Source organism: Amycolatopsis sp. NPDC104863, from assembly GCF_055582965.1.
The window spans coordinates 470,309-490,060 of record NZ_JBVJOW010000010.1 but is presented as its reverse complement, the minus strand read 5'-3'; the positions used below and the strand labels follow the sequence as shown (position 1 = coordinate 490,060).

General features: G+C 71.1%; 16 protein-coding genes. 9 read left to right on the top strand and 7 right to left on the bottom strand.

Translation table 11 applies throughout. The features are described from left to right. Positions 1 to 4 precede the first annotated feature (4 nt). Positions 5 to 1,213: a PQQ-dependent sugar dehydrogenase gene (locus ACZ63J_RS43590; protein ID WP_465408086.1), complete on the bottom strand. Its 1,209-nt coding sequence runs from the start codon at positions 1,211 to 1,213 to the stop codon at positions 5 to 7. A gap of 65 nt (positions 1,214 to 1,278) precedes the next feature. On the opposite strand from ACZ63J_RS43590, the gene ACZ63J_RS43585 reads away from it, so the two are divergent. Next, complete coding sequence (locus tag ACZ63J_RS43585; RefSeq protein ID WP_465408087.1) at positions 1,279 to 2,187, top strand: 2-hydroxyacid dehydrogenase; 909 nt, start codon at positions 1,279 to 1,281, stop codon at positions 2,185 to 2,187. Between the two features lie 44 nt (positions 2,188 to 2,231). Beyond that, positions 2,232 to 2,807 (top strand): DoxX family membrane protein, encoded by a 576-nt coding sequence (locus ACZ63J_RS43580; RefSeq protein WP_465310259.1) that lies wholly within the window; start codon positions 2,232 to 2,234, stop codon positions 2,805 to 2,807. Between the two features lie 289 nt (positions 2,808 to 3,096). On the opposite strand, the gene ilvD is transcribed toward ACZ63J_RS43580, so the two are convergent. Next, positions 3,097 to 4,941, bottom strand: a complete 1,845-nt coding sequence (ilvD, locus tag ACZ63J_RS43575) for a dihydroxy-acid dehydratase (RefSeq protein ID WP_465408089.1) — start codon at positions 4,939 to 4,941, stop codon at positions 3,097 to 3,099. Positions 4,942 to 5,033: 92 nt separating this feature from the next. Then, the gene (locus ACZ63J_RS43570; protein WP_465310261.1) at positions 5,034 to 5,480 is read right to left on the bottom strand and encodes a PH domain-containing protein; all 447 of its coding nucleotides are present in this window, start codon (positions 5,478 to 5,480) and stop codon (positions 5,034 to 5,036) included. A 414-nt stretch (positions 5,481 to 5,894) separates the two neighbouring features. Between ACZ63J_RS43570 and ACZ63J_RS43565 the strand changes: the two genes are divergently transcribed. The 4 genes from ACZ63J_RS43565 to ACZ63J_RS43550 all read left to right on the top strand — a co-directional run bounded on the left by ACZ63J_RS43565 (position 5,895) and on the right by ACZ63J_RS43550 (position 9,610). Beyond that, complete coding sequence (locus ACZ63J_RS43565) at positions 5,895 to 7,691, top strand: acetolactate synthase large subunit (RefSeq protein ID WP_465408090.1); 1,797 nt, start codon at positions 5,895 to 5,897, stop codon at positions 7,689 to 7,691. Position 7,692: 1 nt separating this feature from the next. Continuing rightward, positions 7,693 to 8,199, top strand: a complete 507-nt coding sequence (gene ilvN / locus ACZ63J_RS43560; protein WP_003080760.1) for an acetolactate synthase small subunit — start codon at positions 7,693 to 7,695, stop codon at positions 8,197 to 8,199. Positions 8,200 to 8,232: 33 nt separating this feature from the next. Continuing rightward, complete coding sequence (gene ilvC / locus ACZ63J_RS43555) at positions 8,233 to 9,246, top strand: ketol-acid reductoisomerase (RefSeq protein WP_013223583.1); 1,014 nt, start codon at positions 8,233 to 8,235, stop codon at positions 9,244 to 9,246. Positions 9,247 to 9,331: 85 nt separating this feature from the next. Further along, a complete protein-coding gene (locus tag ACZ63J_RS43550) occupies positions 9,332 to 9,610 on the top strand; it encodes a DUF397 domain-containing protein (RefSeq protein ID WP_410671181.1) in 279 nt (92 codons plus the stop codon). Here the strand turns inward: ACZ63J_RS43550 and ACZ63J_RS43545 are convergent. The 4 genes from ACZ63J_RS43545 to ACZ63J_RS43530 all read right to left on the bottom strand — a co-directional run bounded on the left by ACZ63J_RS43545 (position 9,607) and on the right by ACZ63J_RS43530 (position 13,725). Then, positions 9,607 to 10,470 carry a nuclear transport factor 2 family protein gene (locus tag ACZ63J_RS43545; protein ID WP_465408092.1) on the bottom strand — a complete coding sequence of 288 codons (864 nt, stop codon included), beginning with the start codon at positions 10,468 to 10,470 and terminating at the stop codon, positions 9,607 to 9,609. The two genes, ACZ63J_RS43550 and ACZ63J_RS43545, sit on opposite strands and share 4 nt — an antisense overlap. A gap of 70 nt (positions 10,471 to 10,540) precedes the next feature. Then, a complete protein-coding gene (locus ACZ63J_RS43540) occupies positions 10,541 to 11,869 on the bottom strand; it encodes an ankyrin repeat domain-containing protein (RefSeq protein WP_465408094.1) in 1,329 nt (442 codons plus the stop codon). A 147-nt stretch (positions 11,870 to 12,016) separates the two neighbouring features. Next, positions 12,017 to 12,829 carry a TIGR03620 family F420-dependent LLM class oxidoreductase gene (locus tag ACZ63J_RS43535; RefSeq protein WP_465408096.1) on the bottom strand — a complete coding sequence of 271 codons (813 nt, stop codon included), beginning with the start codon at positions 12,827 to 12,829 and terminating at the stop codon, positions 12,017 to 12,019. After that, a complete protein-coding gene (locus tag ACZ63J_RS43530) occupies positions 12,826 to 13,725 on the bottom strand; it encodes a TIGR03620 family F420-dependent LLM class oxidoreductase (protein WP_465408098.1) in 900 nt (299 codons plus the stop codon). The genes ACZ63J_RS43535 and ACZ63J_RS43530 overlap by 4 nt, the downstream gene beginning before the upstream one ends. Before the next feature lie 86 nt (positions 13,726 to 13,811). On the opposite strand from ACZ63J_RS43530, the gene ACZ63J_RS43525 reads away from it, so the two are divergent. The 3 genes from ACZ63J_RS43525 (at position 13,812) to ACZ63J_RS43515 (ending at position 19,678) form a co-directional block, all read left to right on the top strand. Further along, positions 13,812 to 14,375 carry a TetR/AcrR family transcriptional regulator gene (locus tag ACZ63J_RS43525; RefSeq protein ID WP_465408100.1) on the top strand — a complete coding sequence of 188 codons (564 nt, stop codon included), beginning with the start codon at positions 13,812 to 13,814 and terminating at the stop codon, positions 14,373 to 14,375. 125 nt (positions 14,376 to 14,500) lie between these two features. Next, complete coding sequence (gene serA / locus ACZ63J_RS43520) at positions 14,501 to 16,099, top strand: phosphoglycerate dehydrogenase (RefSeq protein WP_465408102.1); 1,599 nt, start codon at positions 14,501 to 14,503, stop codon at positions 16,097 to 16,099. A 228-nt stretch (positions 16,100 to 16,327) separates the two neighbouring features. Beyond that, the gene (locus ACZ63J_RS43515) at positions 16,328 to 19,678 is read left to right on the top strand and encodes a S8 family peptidase (RefSeq protein ID WP_465408103.1); all 3,351 of its coding nucleotides are present in this window, start codon (positions 16,328 to 16,330) and stop codon (positions 19,676 to 19,678) included. Positions 19,679 to 19,752: the final 74 nt, after the last annotated feature.

The following is a 19,752-nucleotide window of genomic DNA, read 5'->3' as shown; positions in this document are numbered from 1 at the left end:
CGCGTCAGTCCTTGCCGTTTCCGCCACCGGAGGTCGCCGGGGTGATCAGCACGACGCGGTCGTCGCTCGACACCGGGGCGCCGCCGTCCTTGTTGACCGTGCCCGCCACCGCGAGCTGCGGGTTGATCATGCTCATCCCGGCGAGGCGCCCGTAGGTCACCGGCGGTTTGCCGGTCTTGCCGTCCATGACGACCAGGGGCTTCCCGGTGACCGCGCCTTCCTTCGACACCGGGACGTCCTGCAGGTTGCCCGCCAGCGACGTGGCGACCCCGACGTAGCCGGTCGAGTCGACGAAGTCCGCGCAGCCCGCGACGCCCGGTTTCTCCGTCCACGTCCACGCCGGCACCGTGAGCGGCTGCCCGGCCTGCACCCGGTAGAGGGCGTCCTTGTCGGCGAGCCGGTCGGTGACCCAGATCCGGCCGCCGTCGGCGGACGCGCACAGCCCGCCCGGCGCGTGCAGGCCGGCCGCGAGCACGAGCGAGCCGTTCGGGTTGCCCGCGGCGGCCTTGCCGGAGGTGTCGATCCGCAGGATCTTGCCGGCGAGGGAGTTCGGGTCGGCGGCGGCGTTCGGGTTGCCCGCGTCTCCGGTCGCGACCAGCAGCGCGCCCTGGCCGTCGGTGCTGATGGTGCCGCGGTTGCCGGTCGCGCCCTTCGGGATGCCGGTGAGCACCGGCTTGGCCGGCTGGCCCTTCGCGAAGCGCACGACGCGGTTGTCGGCCGCCGTCGTCACATAAGCGAACACGAGCTGGTCCTCGACGTACGACGGCGAAAGTGCGAGGCCGGTCAGGCCGCCGTCACCGGCCGCCTGGACGTCGAGCTTCGCGAAGTCGGTGGCGTCCTTGCCCGCCGTCGCGAGCATCACCCGGCCGCTCTTGCGCTCGCCCGCCAGCGCGCTCGGCGTGGAGCCGTCGCCGGGCAGCCCGGCGACCGCGGCGACGGTGTCCAGGCAGGTCGTGATCACCGCGGGGTCGAAGTCCTTGCAGCCCTGGGGCGGCGGCACGGGGGTGGCCGGCTGGCCGGGACGCGCCTGCTTGCCGTCGCCGCCGGAGTCCGCGCCGGGGCCCTGGACCTCGGGCGGCGACTCGGGGCTGGCGACCGGCGCGGGGCTGAACGTCTGGCCCGCCGCGGTGTCGTCGAACCGCGCGCACCCGGCGGGCAGCAGGGCGCCGCAGGCGAAGATCGCCAGCAGGGCCGTCCGGTAGCGGGTTCGCATGATTCACCAGCCTAGGGCCCGGTGCGTGAACCATGGGTGAGCACTCCTCGATTACGTTGGGGATCATGACGCTGACCGTGCTGGTGCCCGACGACGAGGGCCTGACCGTGCTCGCCGAGGTCCCGCGGGTCCTGCCCGTGCGCTACCAGTGGGGCGAGCCGGTGCCGCCGGAGGCCGCGAAGGCCGAGGTGCTGATCCCCGGCAAGCACCCGCCGGGCGACGAGCTCTGGCGCGCGCTGCCGAACCTGAAGCTGATCCAGCTGCTGGCCGCGGGCGCCGAGGACTGGGTCGGCAAGGTGCCCGACGGCGTCCTGCTCTCCACCTGCCGCGGCGCGCACGGCGGGAGCACCGCCGAGTGGGTCGTCGCCGCGCTGCTGTCGATGTACCGGAAGCTGGACGTCTTCGCCGCCGCGCAGCGCGAGGGCCGCTGGGAGCGGCAGACCGCCGACACGCTGCAGGGCAAGCGCGTGCTGGTCGTCGGCGCCGGTGACCTGGGACAACACCTGCGGCGACGCCTGGAGCCGTTCGACGCGCGCTGCACGATGGTCGGGATGACCGCGCGGGAGGGAGTGCACGGCGTGCGCGAGCTGCCGGGGCTGCTCGGCCTGCACGACGTCGTGGTGCTGATGGTGCCGCTGACCTCGCGCACCCGCGGCATGGTGGACACGGAGTTCCTCGCCGAGATGCGGGACGGCGCGGTGCTGGTCAACGTCGCCCGGGGCGCCGTGGTGGACACCGGTGCCTTGGTCGCCGAACTGACCACGGGCCGGTTGCGTGCCGCTCTCGACGTCACCGACCCCGAGCCGCCGCCCGCCGGGCACCCGCTCTGGACGGCGCCGGGGCTGCTGCTGACGCCGCACGTCGGCGGGGCCGTGCGCGGGGTCCGGGGGCGCTCGTACGCCGTCGCCGCGGCCGAAATCGCGCGGTACGCCGGGGGCGAGCTGCCGGACAACCTCGTGCACGGGGAGTACTAGCGCGGCGGCTCGCCACGCCGATGCGGATCCCCTACCCTTCGCGCGTGAGCAGTGGAGACGATTTTTCGCAGCAGCCCACCAGCCTGCTGTCGGGCGTCGAGGACGACAGCGCCGACGACGGCCCTCGGCAGGGCGGGCTCGGGCTCGGCCTGCTGATCCTGCGGCTGGCGCTCGGCGTGACGATGGGCGCGCACGGCCTGCAGCACCTGTTCGGCCTGTTCGGCGGGCCGGGCATCGGCGGGTTCGCGCGGGTGCTGGAGACGTTCGGCTACCACAAGCAGACGACGCTGCTGGCGTGGATCGCCGGCGTCACCGAGGTCGGCGGCGGGGTGCTGGTGATCGTCGGGCTGTTCACGCCGCTGGCCGCGGCCGGCCTGCTGGGGGTCGCGGCGAACGTCGTCTACGCGAAGTTCCACGGCGGGTTCTTCGAGCAGCAGGGGCAGGGGTTCGAGTTCGAGCTGCTGCTGGGCGCGTCGGCGCTGAGCCTGCTGTTCACCGGCGCCGGGCCGATCTCGCTGGAGCGGAACACCCCGTGGCGGCGACGGCCGTTGCCGCTGGGGCTGGTTTCGCTGCTGCTCGCCGCGGCGGCCGCGGTGGTGGTTATCGTTTTGACGCGGTGACGACGACGGCTGTCTCAGCTGGTGTACACCCGAGGCGGCCAAAGTGGTCTGCGTTCGGGTTTCGGCAAGTGCGGCTTCGGCCAGTTCAGGCCGACTGGCCAGATCTTCGTGCTTTCGGCGGCCTGCGAGACAGCTGCGCCCATCGCGAGCAGGCGATGCCCGCGGCCGCGGTGGTGGTCATCGTCCTGACGCGGTGAGGCTGGGGACAACCCCCGGTTCCCGGCCCGAAACTGTCGGTGCCTGCCGGTAACGTTGAAACCGGGGGTCCCCCTCGCGGCCTGGGCCGGATTTACTTGTTCACGTCGCGGACCGCACCCGTGTCGGCCGAGGTTGCCATGCGGGCATACGCGCGCAGGGCCGCCGTCACCGGGCGCTGGCGCTCCTTCGGCTGCCACGGGCGCTCCGCGGCCTCCATCTTCGAGCGGCGCTCGGCCAGGATCTCCGGGTCGACCAGCAGCTCCAGCCGGCGCTCGTGGATGTCCAGCAGGATCCGGTCGCCGTTCTCCACCAGGGCGATCAGGCCGCCCGCCGCGGCCTCCGGGGAGATATGGCCGACCGAGATTCCCGACGAGCCGCCCGAGAAGCGGCCGTCCGTGATCAGGGCGCACTTCTTGCCCAGGCCCGAGCCCTTGAGGAACGCCGTCGGGTGCAGCATCTCCTGCATGCCCGGGCCGCCGGCGGGGCCTTCGTAGCGGATCACCAGGACCTCGCCCGGCTGGATCTCCTTCTTGAGGATCGCCGACACGGCCTCCTCCTGGCTCTCCAGCACCCGCGCCGGGCCCTCGAAGTGCCACAGATCCTCGTCGATGCCCGCGGCCTTGATCACCGCGCCGTTCTCGGCGAGGTTGCCGCGCAGGATCGCCAGGCCGCCGTCCTTCGTGTACGCGTGCTCGACGTCGCGGATGCAGCCGCCCGCCGCGTCCGTGTCCAGGGACGACCAGCGGTTCTCCGTCGAGAACGCCTGCGTCGTGCGGACTCCGCCCGGGGCCGCGTGGAACAGCTCGAGGGCAGTGGACGAAGGCGACGCGGCCCGGATGTCCCAAGTGGAAAGCCAGGAGTCGATGTCGGGGGAGTGCACCGACCGGACTTCGGTGTTCAGCAGCCCGCCGCGGTACAGCTCGCCCAGGATGGCCGGGATCCCGCCCGCCCGGTGGACGTCTTCCATGTGGTAGTCCGAGTTCGGCGCCACCTTCGACAGGCACGGCACGCGCCGGCCGATCGCGTCGATGTCGGCGATCGTGAAGTCGACCTCGCCCTCCTGCGCGGCGGCGAGGATGTGCAGCACCGTGTTCGTCGAGCCGCCCATGGCCATGTCGAGCGCCATCGCGTTCTCGAACGCCGCCTTCGACGCGATCGAGCGCGGCAGCACCGAGTCGTCGTCCTGCTCGTACCACTTGCGGCACAGCTCGACGACCGTCCGGCCGGCCTCCTCGAACAGCGCCCGGCGCGCGGCGTGCGTGGCCAGCGTGGAGCCGTTGCCCGGCAGGGAAAGCCCAAGCGCCTCGGTGAGGCAGTTCATCGAGTTCGCGGTGAACATGCCGGAGCACGAGCCGCAGGTCGGGCACGCCGAGCGCTCGACGATCGACAGACCGTCCTCGTCGACCTCGGGGCTGGCCGACGCGGCGATCGCGGTGATCAGGTCGGTCGGGGCCTGCGCGACGCCGCCCACGACCACGGCCTTGCCGGCCTCCATCGGGCCGCCGGAGACGAACACGACCGGGATGTTCAGCCGCATCGCGGCGTTGAGCATGCCCGGGGTGATCTTGTCGCAGTTGGAGATGCAGACGAGGGCGTCGGCCTGGTGCGCGTTGACCATGTACTCGACCGAGTCGGCGATGATCTCGCGCGAGGGCAGCGAGTAGAGCATGCCGGAGTGGCCCATGGCGATGCCGTCGTCGACGGCGATCGTGTGGAACTCGCGTGCGACGCCGCCGGCTTCCTTGACCGCGCCGGCGACGATCTCGCCGAGGTCCTTGAGGTGCACGTGGCCGGGCACGAACTGCGTGTAGGAGTTGGCGATCGCGACGATCGGCTTGCCGAAGTCGCTGTCGGTCATGCCGGTGGCGCGCCAGAGCGAGCGGGCGCCCGCCGCGTTGCGGCCGTGGGTGGTGGTCCGGGAACGGAGAGGCGGCACGGCGAACTCCCAGGTCGGATGGTGGGCCAGGCGGAGGTTCGGGACACTCCGGCGAAACTGGTCCTACCAATTTAGAGCACGGGCGTCCGGGGTTACTCGCTGGGCGAGGTCTCCGGCTTCGCGGGCTTGATGTCCTCGGGCTCCAGCAGCCCGCTCGGATCGGCCACCAGCCCCTCGCTGACCAGCGACAGCACCGGCAGGTGCCGGGTCCGCACCGTCGGCAGCGGCACCTTCGTGTCGTCCTTCAGCACCGCCTGGACGCGCGACTTGGTGATCGCGAGGCCCTTCAGCGCCGACCACGGCACGTCGCGCTTGCCGAACATCGTCCGGGTCGACAGGCCTTCGCGGTTCGCGATGGTGCGCGTCCGGATCACGAACACGAGCAGCACGATCGGGAAGATGTAGAGCCACTGCAGGTACGGGATCTCCCCGAGAGCGATCGGCGTCACACAGATCGTCAGGAGGGCGATCGCCATGTACGACGTGCGGGGGATGCGGAAGACGGCCTTCCGGCCTTCGTCCTGCTCTTTTTCGGCCACGCCGAAATGGTGCACCGCCGCTCCGGGCCGCCCGAACCCGGGTGACGTCTGCCGGCGGAGTGTCCAGCATGCGGACTCACCATCCCGCAGAGTTGACACTCGCGAGACCTTCGGACTAGCGTCACCCGCGTGACACCGCTGACCGGCCTCGTACTTCCCAAGCGCGTCGACGCTTAGGGAAGACTTTCCGCTGCGTCGACGCGCGACCCTCGTGCGACCTTACGGTCGGCGAGGGTTTTTTGTTGCCCGAGGCAAGAGATTCCTGGCCCCACCGCACAAAACCGACCCGAACGAGTGACACCGAGACCCACGAGGCAGACCCCGATGACCAGTGCCACAAATCCGACGAAGCCGGGCCCCACGCCCGGCGCTCCCGGAGCACGTCCGAAGCCGGCGCCACCGGCGGGAACCCCGGTGCGCGTCACCGGCGCCCAGTCGCTCGTGCGTTCGCTCGAGGCGGTCGGCGCCGAGGTGGTCTTCGGCATTCCGGGCGGCACCATCCTGCCGGCCTACGACCCGCTGCTGGACTCGACGAAGGTCCGCCACGTCCTGGTCCGCCACGAGCAGGGCGCGGGCCACGCGGCCACCGGGTACGCGCAGGCCACCGGCAAGGTCGGCGTCTGCATGGCGACGTCGGGCCCGGGCGCGACCAACCTGGTCACCCCGCTCGCCGACGCGAACATGGACTCCGTCCCGGTCGTGGCCATCACCGGCCAGCAGAGCCGGGCGCTGATCGGCACCGACGCGTTCCAGGAAGCCGACATCTGCGGCATCACCATGCCGATCACCAAGCACAACTTCCTCGTCACGGACCCCGCGGAGATCCCGCGGACCATCGCCGAGGCGTTCCACCTGGCGTCCACGGGCCGACCCGGCCCGGTCCTGGTGGACATCCCGAAGGACGTGCTGCAGGAGATGACGTCGTTCTCCTGGCCGACCGAGCTGCGGCTGCCGGGCTACCGCCCCACGCTGCGCCCGCACGGCAAGCAGGTCCGCGAAGCCGCGAAGCTCGTCGCGAAGTCGCGCCGCCCGGTGCTGTACGTCGGTGGTGGCGTCATCAAGGCGGAGGCGCACGAGCAGCTGAAGCAGCTCGCCGAGCTGACGAACATCCCCGTCGTCACCACGCTGATGGCACGCGGCGCGTTCCCCGACTCGCACCCGCAGCACCTCGGCATGCCGGGCATGCACGGCTCGGTCGCCGCCGTCGCCGCGATGCAGCGCGCCGACCTGCTGATCGCCCTCGGCGCGCGGTTCGACGACCGCGTCACCGGCCAGCTGTCGTCCTTCGCGCCGGATGCCGCGATCGTGCACGCCGACATCGACCCGGCCGAGATCTCCAAGAACCGCAAGGCGGACGTCCCGATCGTGGGCGACTGCAAGGAGATCATCGGCGAGCTGATCACCGCCGTGAAGACGGAGTTCGAGCACGGCGGCAAGCCGGACCTCACCGACTGGTGGACCCAGGCCGACGACTGGCGCAAGACCTACCCGGCCGGTTACGAGTGGCCGGACGACGGTTCGCTGTCGCCGCAGTACGTCATCGAGCGGATCGGCGAGCTCGTCGGGCCGGACGCGGTGTACGCCGCCGGGGTCGGCCAGCACCAGATGTGGGCCGCGCAGTTCGTCAAGTACGAGAACCCGCGCACCTGGATCAACTCCGGCGGTCTCGGCACCATGGGCTTCGCCGTGCCGGCCGCGATGGGCGCGCAGTTCGGCGTCCCGGACACCCCGGTGTGGGCGATCGACGGTGACGGCTGCTTCCAGATGACCAACCAGGAGCTGGCCACCTGCGCCATCGAGGGCGCGCCGATCAAGGTCGCCGTCATCAACAACGGCAACCTGGGCATGGTCCGGCAGTGGCAGAACCTCTTCTACTCGGAGCGGTACTCCAACACCGACCTCGGCACGCACAAGCACCGCATCCCGGACTTCGTGCTGCTGGCCGAGGCGCTCGGCTGCGCCGGCCTGCGGTGCGAGACGAAGGAAGACGTCGACGCCACCATCCGCCGTGCGATGGAGATCAACGACCGTCCCGTCGTGATCGACTTCGTCGTCGGGAAGGATGCCCAGGTGTGGCCGATGGTCGCGGCCGGGACCGGCAACGACGAGATCATGGCGGTCCGGGGCATCCGGCCGCTGTTCGACGACGACGAGGTTTCGGTGGAGACGACCGAGGCCGCCGCCGAAGCCGCTGGGGAGGGTGAGCGCTGAGATGAGCGTCCACACGCTGAGTGTCCTGGTCGAGAACAAGCCGGGTGTGCTCGCGCGCGTCTCGGGCCTGTTCTCCCGCCGCGGTTTCAACATCGAGTCCCTCGCCGTCGGGCCCACGGAAAACCCCGAGGTGTCCCGCATGACGATCGTGGTCGCCGTGGAAGAGCTACCGCTCGAGCAGGTGACCAAACAGCTCAACAAGCTGGTCAACGTGATCAAGATCGTCGAGCTGGAGCAGTCGACCGCCGTGCAGCGCGAACTGCTGCTCGTGAAGGTTCGCGCCGACAACACCGTGCGCAGCCAGGTCCTCGAAACCGTCCAGCTCTTCCGGGCCAAGGTGGTGGACGTCTCTCCGGAGGCGCTCACCGTCGAGGCCACCGGGACGTCCGACAAGATCGGTGCGCTGCTGCGGATGCTGGAGCCGTATGGCATCCGTGAGCTGGTGCAGTCAGGCATGGTCGCGGTGGGGCGGGGCGCCCGTTCCATCACCGCCACATCACCGCGTTAAAGAAGTAAGTCAGGAAAGGAAGCAGTAACCCCCATGGCAGTGGAAATCTTCTACGACGACGACGCCGACCTCTCGATCATCCAGGGGCGCAAGGTCGCTGTCATCGGCTACGGCAGCCAGGGCCACGCCCACTCGCTGAGCCTGCGCGACTCCGGCGTCGACGTCCGCATCGGCCTGCCCGAGGGGTCCAAGTCGCGGGCGAAGGCCGAGGAGCAGGGCCTGCGTGTGCTCACCCCGGCCGAGGCGTCGGCCGAGGCCGACCTGATCATGATCCTGGCGCCGGACACGAAGCAGCGCTTCATCTACGAGCAGGACATCGCGCCGAACCTCAAGGACGGCGACGCGATCTTCTTCGGGCACGGCTTCAACATCCGCTACGACCTGATCAAGCCGCCGGCCAACGTCGACGTCGCGATGGTCGCGCCGAAGGGCCCGGGCCACCTGGTCCGCCGCCAGTTCGTCGACGGCAAGGGCGTCCCGGCGCTCATCGCGGTCGAGCAGGACGCCTCCGGCAACGCCCAGGCGCTCGCCCTCTCCTACGCAGCCGCCATCGGTGGCGCGCGTGCGGGTGTCATCAAGACGACGTTCACCGAGGAGACCGAGACCGACCTCTTCGGCGAGCAGGCCGTGCTCTGCGGTGGCGCGTCCGCGCTGGTGCAGACCGGGTTCGAGGTGCTCACCGAGGCCGGTTACGCCCCGGAGATCGCCTACTTCGAGGTGTTGCACGAGCTGAAGCTGATCGTCGACCTGATGTACGAGGGCGGCATCGCGCGCCAGCGCTACTCGATCTCCGACACCGCCGAGTACGGCGACCTGACCCGCGGCCCGCGCGTCATTTCGCCGGCGGTGAAGGAAGAAATGAAGAAGATTCTCGGCGAGATCCAGGACGGCACGTTCGCCCGCGAGTGGGTCGCCGAGGACGAGGCCGGCCGGCCGAACTTCACCAAGCTCGAGGAGCAGGGCAACCAGCACCCGATCGAGGCGACCGGCAAGAAGCTGCGCGACCTGATGTCGTGGGTGGACCGGCCGATCACCGAGACCGCCTGAGTCTTTTTTCCAGGACGCTGAAGGGGACGCCCGCTCCGGGCGTCCCCTTCAGTGCTTTCAGTGGCCGTTTCGCTACGCTTGCGACATGAGTGAGCAGCCGGTCGACGACAAGGCGCACATCCGGCACCACCTGGACTTCACCCAGGCCGAGTGGATCCGGGCCGAGCCCGAGGGGGTCACCCTCGACGACTGCGTCGAGTACGCCTTCATCGAGCACACCGACGGTGTCACCTACACCGCGATGCGGCAGTCGTCGAAGCCGGACGGCGTCATCCTCGTCTTCACGCCGGGGGAGTGGGACGCGTTCGTGAAGGGCGTCCGCGACGGCGAGTTCGACCTGCCCGAGGACCTCGCGGAGGCCTAGACCTTCGCCGCCAGCTCGGGGATCTGGCCGAGGTCCCCGGCGATGCCGAGGTGGTCGCCGTAGTCGCGGGACTCGACGACCAGGCCGTCACGCACGCGCATCGAGAAGATGTTGGCGATCCGCGCCGGCTTCCCGGCGTATTCGCCCTGGTAGGCGAACTCGCCGATCAGCACCTCCGGATCGGCGCCCTGGTAGGTGACCAGGTCCGCGACCGCGAACCGGGGGTTCAGCGCCTTGCCCGCCGCGAAGTGCTCGCGCAGCTCGTCCCGCGTCCGCACCACGGCCGATCCCGGCAGGAACGGGTGCGTCACGTGTGTTTTCTCCGCGTACAGGTCCGGGAGTTCGTCCCAGCGGCCGCCGGCCACGCCGTGCACCAGCTTCTCGAACACCGTGTCCGCGCTCTCCGGCGTGACCGGTGAAAGCTCCCGGGGCGGCGCCTGTTCGTACGCCTTGACCAGCTGGTCGACGCCGTCGTTGAGCACGGCCAGCCGCAGGTAGTCGTGGTAGTCGCGGGAATGGACGATCAGACCGTCGCGCACGCGCAGCACCTGGATGTTGGCCGTCGTGGTCGTCCGGCCGGTCTCGACGGACTCGGCGTCGTAGTCGTATTCGGCGACGATCACCTCAGGATCCGTGGTCTCGTGGACGACCACGTTCTTGCGCTTGAGCCGGACGGACGCGGCGAGGGTGCCGACGAACCGCTCGTGGACGGCCGCGCGGCCTTCGAGGCGCGTCGGCCGCGGGACGGCCTGGGGGTGTTCGACGACGGTGTCCTCGGCGTAGAGCGCGGACAGCTCGGCGAAGCGTCCTTCGCTGATGCCGTCGGACAGGGCGTCGAAGACGTCGCGGGGGCTGGTCATGGGTCCTCCCAGTGGGCAAAACGGAGTCTGTAGTCCGTCTTCGAAGATACGGACTACAGACTCCGGTTGTCTACAGGGTGCGCAGGAGGTCGTGCGCGGCCGGCTGCTCGCACACTTCGGCCCACTTCTCCGGGGTGCTGTCGAAGAGCGCGTCCCGCGCGCCGAGGTCGGCGCCGTGCTCGACGAGGACGCGGATCGCGTCCAGGTGCCCGGACTGCGCGGCGAGGTGCAGGGCCGTGACGCCTTCGCCGTGGTTCGGGCCGCCGAAAGTGCCGAGGTGGTTCACGGCGGCGCCGAGTTCGAGGAGCGTCCGGATGGCGACGACCCGCCCGGTCGCGGCCGCCCAGGTCAGGGCCGTGCCGCGGTAGACGTCGGCGTCCACGTCGGCACCCCGGGCGACGAGCGTGCGGAGTGCTTCGGCGCGGTTGTTGCGGGCGGCCCAGGCCAGGGCTTCGTTCTTGGCCTCGGCGGGGTCGTCGGTCGGCTGCCACTTCGGGAAGCCGCTGTGGGGCCGGTAGAAGCCCCGGTGCGCGCCGGCCGCGGGCTGGCCCGGTCGCAGGAGCTCGTCGAGGAGGTCCGCGTCGCCGAGCCCGGCCGCGACGCGCAGGTTGCCGGGCGCCCGGCTGTGGGGCGCCAGCTTCTCCGCGGCCTCGCGGTGCCCCCAGAACAGCGCGACGACCAGGGGAGTGCCGCCGTCACCGCGCGCGGAGACGTCGACCGGCGCGCCCGCGTCGAGGAGCATGTCCAGCAGGAGCGGGAGGTTGGCGTACGCGGCTTGGTGCAGCGGCGTCCAGCCGTGGACGTTGCCGTGTGCCGGGTCGGCGCCGTGGTCGAGCAGGATCCGGCTGAGCCGCTCGTCGTGGGTCGCCCCGGCCATGCCGAGCAGGTCGTTGCCGTTGGTGCCGCGGGCGGTGACCAGGCCGGGGAACTCCGTCAGGAGCGCCTCCAGCGCCTCGGGATCCCGCGCTTCGACCGCGCGGTAGGCCCGGGCGAACGGCTCTCCACTGTCCACAAGGGACTTGATGTGGTTCTGGAGTGCGCGCCAGGAGTCAAAACCGTGTTCGCGCGCGACGACCGTGAAGGCGCCGGCCTGGGTCAGCGGCTGCGCCCAGCGTTCGAACGGCTCGCGAGCGCCGGGTGTCTCGTCCTCGGCCGAGGCGAGCAGGCCGAGCGCCCGCTCGGCGTAGTAGTGGACGTCCTGGTGGTACGGGTGCTGCAGCGTTTCGCCGTGTTCGGTGACGCGCCGGACGTACGCCTGCAGCTTCGGCCAGCTCGGGAAGCCGTGGTCCCGGGCGATCCGGAACTGCGCTTCGGAGAGTTTGACGCCTTCGGCGCGTGCGAGGTCCTTCGCGCGCTTGCGCAGCTGGTCCAGGCTGGGTTGGGCGGGCAGCGTGCCCATCGTGCCTTCCTTCCCTCGTCGCCCGTGGTCCGCCGGCACCGGGCAGGAAAGAAGGTGCGGAGCTGGTGGTGCGGTGGAGCGGGGGTGGGCTCGGCCCTTTCCGCGGACGGGGCGCGGCCCTCACCGCGCCCCGCCACCCTACCTCGGTCACGGCCGCAGGGCGGCCAGCCTGCGGTGGGAGTCCTTCGAAGGGGCCAGGATCTGGACGCAGACGTGGTCGGCGCCCGCGTCGAGGTGGGCCCGGATCCGGTCGGCCGCCGCCTGTTCGCCGGTCGCGACGATCGCGTCGACCAGGCGGTCGCTGCCGCCGTCGGCGAGGTCTTCGTCGGTGAAACCGAGCCGGCGCAGGTTCGTGCGGTGGTGCTCCGCCGGCGTCACGTACCCGGCGACGTGCTCTCGGGCGACGTCCGGCGCGGCGTCCAGGACCACCGCCTGCTCAACGGCCAGGTACTTGCCCGGGCCGAGCCGTTCGCGCGCCATCGCCGTGTGCTCCGGCGGGACGAAGTACGGGTGGGCGCCGTCGGCGCGCTCGGCCGCCAGATCCAGCAACTTCGGGCCCAGCGCCGCGAGCACTCTCAGCGGGCGTGGGGACGGCGGGGGCAGGCCGGGCAGCTCCGCCGCGTCCATCCCGGCCAGGTACTCGCGCAACGCCATCAGCGGCCGCGCGCCCGGCCGGTGTCCGCCCAGCCCCGCGATGAACCGGCCCGGGTAGGCCTCGCCCAGGGCCCGGATCGCGCCTTCCGCGGCGAGCGGCGAACGCTGGTCGAACCGCGCGACCCCGGTCGCCACCGTGAGCCGTGACGTCGCCGCGAGCAGCAGCGCCGCCTGCGTGAACGCCTCCCGGCCGGCGTACTCGCCGAACCAGACGGCGTCGAAGCCCAGCTCTTCGAGCTCCACGGCTGTCTCACGGACCTCGGAGACCGGTGCGCCGTCGAAGAACCGCCAGATCCCGACGCTCATCGGAGCACCGCCGGGGCCAGCTCGGCCAGAATGTCCACAGTGGACTCGAAGGTGGCCGCGGACGGTGTCAGCAGCACGTGGTCCGCGCCCGCGTCGAGCAGCTCGTCCAGGCGCTTCGCGATGGTTCCGCCGTCACCCCAGAGGACGAGGTCGTCGACGAACCGGTCGCTCGGCCCGCCGATGTCGGATTCGGTGTAACCGAGCCGTTTCCAGCCCGCGAGGTAGGCCGTGACAGCGAACTCGCGCGACTGCGCCACCCGCCGCCGCACGCTCTCCCGCGCGTCCTCGCGGGTGCCGAGCAGCACCGTCTGCTGGGGGATCAGCAGCTTGTCCGGCCCGAGGACCTCCCGGGCGTACGGCGTGTGCCCGACGGGCTGGGCGAACGGGTGCGCGCCGTCGGCGTGGTCGCGCGACAGCTCCAGCATCTTCGGCCCGACGGCGGCCAGCACGCGCGGAAACGCCACCGTGGAAGGGTTTTCGGCCGCGGCGGTGTCCATTTCGGACAGGTAGGCGCGCATCCGGTCGATCGGCCGGTACTCCTCGCCGCGCTTCGCCGCCTGGAACGCGTGCCCGATGCCGACCCCGAGCACGAACCGGCCGGGGTGGGCCTGGGCGAGGGTGGCGCCGCCCTTTTCGGCGGTCACCCCGGGCCGCGCCCAGACGTTGGCGATGCCGGTGCCGAGCACGACGTCCGGCACCGACGCGAGCAGGTCGCCGAACGCCGCGAACACTTCGCGGCCGCCCGGTCCTTCGCCGCTCCAGACCGAGCGGTAGCCGAGCCCGGCCAGCCGCCGGGTGGCCGCGCGCTCGACGTCCGCGGGGGTGTTCAGGGGTGCGCTCGGAAGCCAGGCGCCGATCGCGCCGAGCCGGGCGCGGGTGTCTTCGACCAGGGTCATCCTCGTCCCTCCAGTAATGTGAGGCTGCCTCCGGTTAATATACGGAGGCTACCTCCGATTGGCTACCCGGTAGGGTCGGAAGGGCGATGACCGAAGTCAAGCCGATGCGCGCGGACGCCCGCCGCAACTACGAGCGCCTCCTGGAAGAGGCCCAGCGCGCCTTCGCCGAACACGGCGTCGAGGCGTCCCTGGAAGACATCGCGCGCCGCGCCGGGGTCGGCATCGGCACGCTCTACCGCCACTTCCCGACCCGCGAGGCCCTGCTCGAAACGCTGTTGCGGGCCCGGTTCGACGGCCAGGCCGAGCGGGCACGCGAGCTGCTCACCCACCCCGAGCCATTGCGTGCGCTCCAGGCCTGGCTCGCCGGCCTGGGGGACACCACCGGGACCTTCCGCGGCCTGGTCGAACTGACCGCCGACGCGCTGAACGACGAAACGTCACGCTTGTACGCTTCGTGCCACACAATGCGCGAGGCCGGTTCCCATCTAGTGGAACGTGCGAAGCGGGCGGGCGAGCTGCGCGAGGACGTCACGACGAACGAGCTGCTTCTGTTGCTCCACGCGGCTTCCTGGGCGGGCGCGCACCTGCCCGGCGAGGAAGGCATGCAGCGCCTGCTGGCTCTTGTTTTCGAGGGATTACGAGCGAGTTAACACCATGGGAAGCCAGGGGGCGGTCCAGCGGGTTAAACTCCGCCTCGACCGGGGCACAACGACGTGCTGAGTCCGTCTGTCGACACACAGCGTCCTGGAAGTGACCAGATAGTGGGAGCCGCATCGTGAGCAAGCCCAGCAAACCCGTCGTTCTCATAGCGGAGAAGCTCGCCCCCTCCGTGCTGAGTGTGTTCGGTGACGAGGTGGAGGTCCGGCACGTCGACGGCACGGACCGATCCGCGCTGCTGGAGGCGGTGAAGAGCGCCGACGCGCTGCTGGTCCGGTCCGCCACCAAGGTCGACGCCGAGGTCTTCGGCGCCACCACGCAGCTCAAGGTCGTCGCCCGCGCCGGGGTCGGCCTGGACAACGTCGAGGTCCCCGCGGCCACCGAGCGCGGTGTCCTCGTCGTGAACGCCCCGACGTCGAACATCGTCTCCGCCGCCGAGCACGCCGTCGCGCTGCTGCTGGCGGTCGCGCGCCGGGTCCCGGCCGCCGACCAGAGCCTCCGCGGCGGCGAGTGGAAGCGCAGCTCCTTCTCCGGCGTCGAGCTGCAGGGCAAGACCGTCGGCGTGGTCGGCCTCGGCAAGATCGGCCAGCTGTTCGCGCAGCGCCTCGCCGCGTTCGACACGAAGCTGATCGCCTACGACCCCTACGTCTCGGCCGCGCGCGCCGCGCAGCTGGGCATCGAGCTCGTCACCCTCGACGAGCTGCTGACCCGCGCCGACGCCATCTCCATCCACCTGCCGAAGACACCGGAGACCAAGGGCCTCATCGACGCCGAGGCGCTGAAGAAGACCAAGCCGGGCGTCATCATCGTGAACGCCGCCCGCGGCGGGCTGATCGTCGAGCAGGACCTGGCCGACGCGCTGCGCGCGGGTCACGTCGGCGGCGCCGGCGTCGACGTCTTCGTCACCGAGCCGACCACCGCCAGCCCGCTGTTCGAGCTGGAGAACGTCGTCGTGACGCCGCACCTGGGCGCGTCCACCGCCGAGGCGCAGGACCGCGCGGGCACCGATGTCGCGAGGTCGGTGCTGCTGGCCCTGCGCGGCGACTTCGTGCCGGACGCGGTGAACGTCTCCGGCGGCGGCGCCGTCGGCGAGCACGTCCGCCCGTACCTGTCGCTGGTGCAGAAGCTCGGCATGCTGCTCACCGCGCTGAACCCGAAGGCGCCGAGCACGGTCGACGTCGTGGTCAAGGGTGAGATCTCCGCCGAGGACACCGGCGTGCTGCAGCTCGCGGCGCTGCGCGGGGTCTTCACCGGCGTGGTCGAGGACCAGGTCACGTTCGTGAACGCGCCGCAGCTCGCCGAGAAGCTCGGTGTCGGAGTGCAGCTGACCACCGAGTCGGAGAGCCCCAAGTTCCGCAGCCTGGTCACCGTCCGCGCGGTGCACGCCGACGGCCAGGTGCTGACGGTCTCCGGCTCGTGCACCGGCCTGGACGAGGTCGAGAAGCTCGTCGAGGTCAACGGCCGCGGGTTCGACCTGCGCGCCGAGGGCACCGTGCTGCTGGTCGAGTACCCGGACCGCCCGGGTGTGATGGGCCGCGTCGGCACGCTGCTCGGCGAGGCCGGCATCAACATCGAGGCCGCGCAGATCAGCCAGACCACCGACGGCTCCGACGCGGTCATGCTGCTGCGCGTCGACCGCCACATCGACGCGCACCTGCTGGAGCCGATCGGCGCCTCGGTGGGCGCGCACACGATCCGCGCCGTCGACTTCAACTGACCCGAAACGGTGAAGGCCCCTTCACCCCGAAGGGGCCTTCACCGGGCAATCACATTCACATAACGGAGTCCTTTGCCTACGTAAGTAGGTGATTTGGGGCATTAGGTTCTCCCCGCGAGGTCGAACCACGCGCCGTCGAGGGCACGGCGCGGTTGCCGTGCTTCACCGTCGGGGGTGCCAGGAGCGGCAGGCAGGTTCGGGTCCAGACCTCGAGTAAGGGGACGACCCATGAGCAGATCCCGCTTACCCGCTCGTGTCACGACGGCGTTCTTCGCCGTCGTGCTGGCCGCCGCGCTGGGCGCGCCGGTCGCGAGCGCCGCAGACGCACCGCTCGCGGACGGCGTCGCACCGGCGAAGATCGACGACGCGAAACTGCAGGGCAAGCTTTCCCCCCGCCTGGGCGCCGCGCAGGGCCGCGTGACCGCGTTCGTCGAGCTGGCGAAGAAGCCCGCCGTCGACGCGTTCACCGCCGCGCAGCCGCAGGGCAAGGAACAGGCGAAGCGGGCCGCCCGCGCCGCCAAGAACGACACGACGGCGGCGGTGAACTCGGTGCTCGGCCAGCTGCGCTCGGCCGACGCCCAGCCGCAGGTCGTCACCCAGACCGCCAACGCCGTCCCCGGTGTGGTCGTCACCGCCGACGCCGCGAAGCTGCGTGAAGTCGCGAAGCGCGCGGATGTCGTTTCGGTGCGCACGGTCGTGCCGAAGACCCGCACCAACGCCAGCGCCGAGCAGCTGACGAACACGCTCGCGGCCTGGCAGCAGACCGGCAAGTTCGGCGACAACGTCCGCGTCGGCGTCATCGACGACGGCATCGACTACACCCACGCCGACTTCGGCGGCCCCGGCACGCAGGCCGCGTACAAGGGCGTCGACAGCACCAAGCCGACGCCGCTCTTCCCGAGCGCGAAGGTGGTCGGCGGCACCGACCTCGTCGGCAACGACTACGACGCCGCGACGCCGGGCAAGACCACCCCGAAGCCGGACCCGAACCCGCTCGCCTGCGGTGAGCACGGCACGCACGTGGCCGGCACCATCGGCGGCTTCGGCGTCACCGCGGACGGCAAGACCTTCAAGGGCGACTACCAGAAGCTGGACGCCAAGAAGGTCGACGCGATGAAGATCGGCCCGGGCACGGCGCCGAAGTCGCTCCTCTACGCCATCAAGGTGTTCGGCTGCGCGGGCTCGACGAACGTCACCTCGCAGGCCCTGGACTGGGCGCTCGACCCGGACGGCGACGGCGACTTCACCGACCACCTCGACATCGTCAACCTCTCGCTGGGCTCCGACTTCGGCGCCCCGGACGACCCGGACTCGCTGTTCGTGCGCAAGCTCGCCGCGAACAACGTGCTCCCGGTGATCTCCGCGGGCAACGGCGGCGACATCAACGACATCGCCGGCTCGCCGGGCAACACGCCCGAGGCGCTCACCGTGGCCAGCACCCGCGACGCGGGCGTCCTGCGTGACGCCGCCGAGGCGAAGGCCCCCGCGAACGCCGCGGGTCAGAAGACCGGCCAGTACAGCCAGAACTACACCGGCTACGACACGCTGGACCTGACCGCTCCGGTCGTCACGCTGTCGGCGGCGAACAACGCCGGCTGCGCGCCGTACTCCGCCGCGGACAAGGCCAAGGCCGCCGGCAAGTTCGTCTGGCTGGAGTGGGACGACAACGACTCGACCCGCGCCTGCGGTTCGGCGGCCCGGGCGAACAACGCCCAGGCGGCCGGGGCGAAGGGCGCGCTGCTGTCGTCCACTTTGGAGCACTTCAGTGCGGGCATCGCGGGCAACGCGGCGATCCCGATGTTCCAGTTCACCGGGTCCGCGACCAAGACGCTGCGCGCGTCGCTGACCGCGGGCACGCTGCAGCTCCGGCTCTACGGCGCCGGGCGCGCCTCGGTCCAGACCTACGACAAGACCATCGTGGACACCCCGAGCTCGTTCACCTCGCGCGGCACCCGCGGCCCGGCGCTCAAGCCGGACGTCGCCGCGCCGGGTGACACGATCACCTCGGCGTTCCGCGGCAGCGGCAACGGCCGGACGGTCCTGAGCGGCACGTCGATGGCCGCCCCGCACACCGCGGGCATCACCGCGCTGGTCCGCCAGTCCCACCCGGACTGGTCGGTCGAGGAGGTCAAGGCGTCGGTGGTCGACACCGCCGGCCACGACGTCTCCGACGGCGCGGGCCACACCTTCGCGCCGCAGCGCGTCGGCAGCGGCCGGATCGACGCCAAGGCGGCGCTGGACAACCAGGTGCTCGCCTACGTCCAGGACGACCCGGGCGCGGTGAGCGTCAGCTTCGGGACCGTCGAGGCGGCCGGGCCGGTGACGCTGTCGAAGACGATCAAGCTGGTCAACAAGGGTGTCACGCCCGCCGAGTACACCGTGGCCTACCAGGCGGTCAACGCGCTGCCGGGTGTCGAGTACACAGTGGACACGCCGTCGGTGAAGCTCTCGCCGCGCGGCACCGCGAAGGTCAAGGTGACGCTGAAGATCGCCGACCCGAAGGCCCTGCGCAAGGTCATGGACCCGACCATGCAGGCCACCCAGGCCGGCCTGGCGCGGCAGTTCGTCGCCGACGCTTCCGGCCGTGTCGCCTTCACCCCGAAGAGCGGGGCCAAGGTGCCGCTGCGGGTTTCGGTGTACGCCGCGCCCAAGCCGGTGTCGACGATTTCGACGCCGCAGTCGGTGAAGTTCGGCCCGGACGCCACCCAGGCCGTGCTGAACCTGACCGGCAAGGGCGTCGACCAGGGCTCCGGCGTGCAGAAGTACCGCTCGCTGATCAGCGTGCTCGAGCTGCAGGCGGAGTCCCCGCAGCTGCCCGAGTGCGACGCCGACGTGGTCACCGACTGCACGGTGAACAAGACGGCCAAGGGCGGCGACCTCCGCTACATCGGGGCGGCTTCCACCGCGCCGCTGGCGAAGGAGCAGGGTGAGCCGGAGAACGCGATCCTCGCCTTCGGGCTGTCCACGTGGGGCGACTGGGCGAACATCGGCAGCAACACCTCGCCGTTCGTCGACATCGACACCACCGGGGACGGGGTGCCGGACTTCGAGACGTACGTGACCAAGGCGACGGCCACGGACGTCCTGCTGGCCGTCACGGTCGCGCTGACCCCGGGCTTCCCGCAGGTGGACGTCCAGGCCGTCAACGGCCAGCTCGGCGACGTCGACACGAACGTGTTCGACACGAACGTGCTGACGCTGCCGGTTTCCCTGGCCGCGCTGGGCATCGACGCGAACGCCGACAGCCACCGCGTCTCCTACACGGTGGGCGTCAGCGGCTTCTACGTCGCTCCGGGCACGACGAACGGGCTGATCGACTACGTCGGCACGCCGCTTTCGTTCGACGCGCTCGCGCCGGGTTATGCGGTGCAGGGCGGCGGTGACGCCGCGCTGGGCTACGTCGCGAAGCCGGGCACGGCGCTGGTCGTCACCCGCAACGCGGAGTCGGCCGCGGCGGACAAGGCGCTCGGGCTGCTCGCCATCGAGCACCACAACGCCGCGGGGAACCGGGCGAACGTGGTCAAGGTGGACGCGGCCGCGGCCACCGCCCGTCAGCCGATCGGGGCTGGTCGGCGCTAGTCCGCGGCAAGATCGATTTTTGCAGGAACAGGGCGTCCCCGGTGGTTTTCCGCCGGGGACGCCCGCCTCGTTGT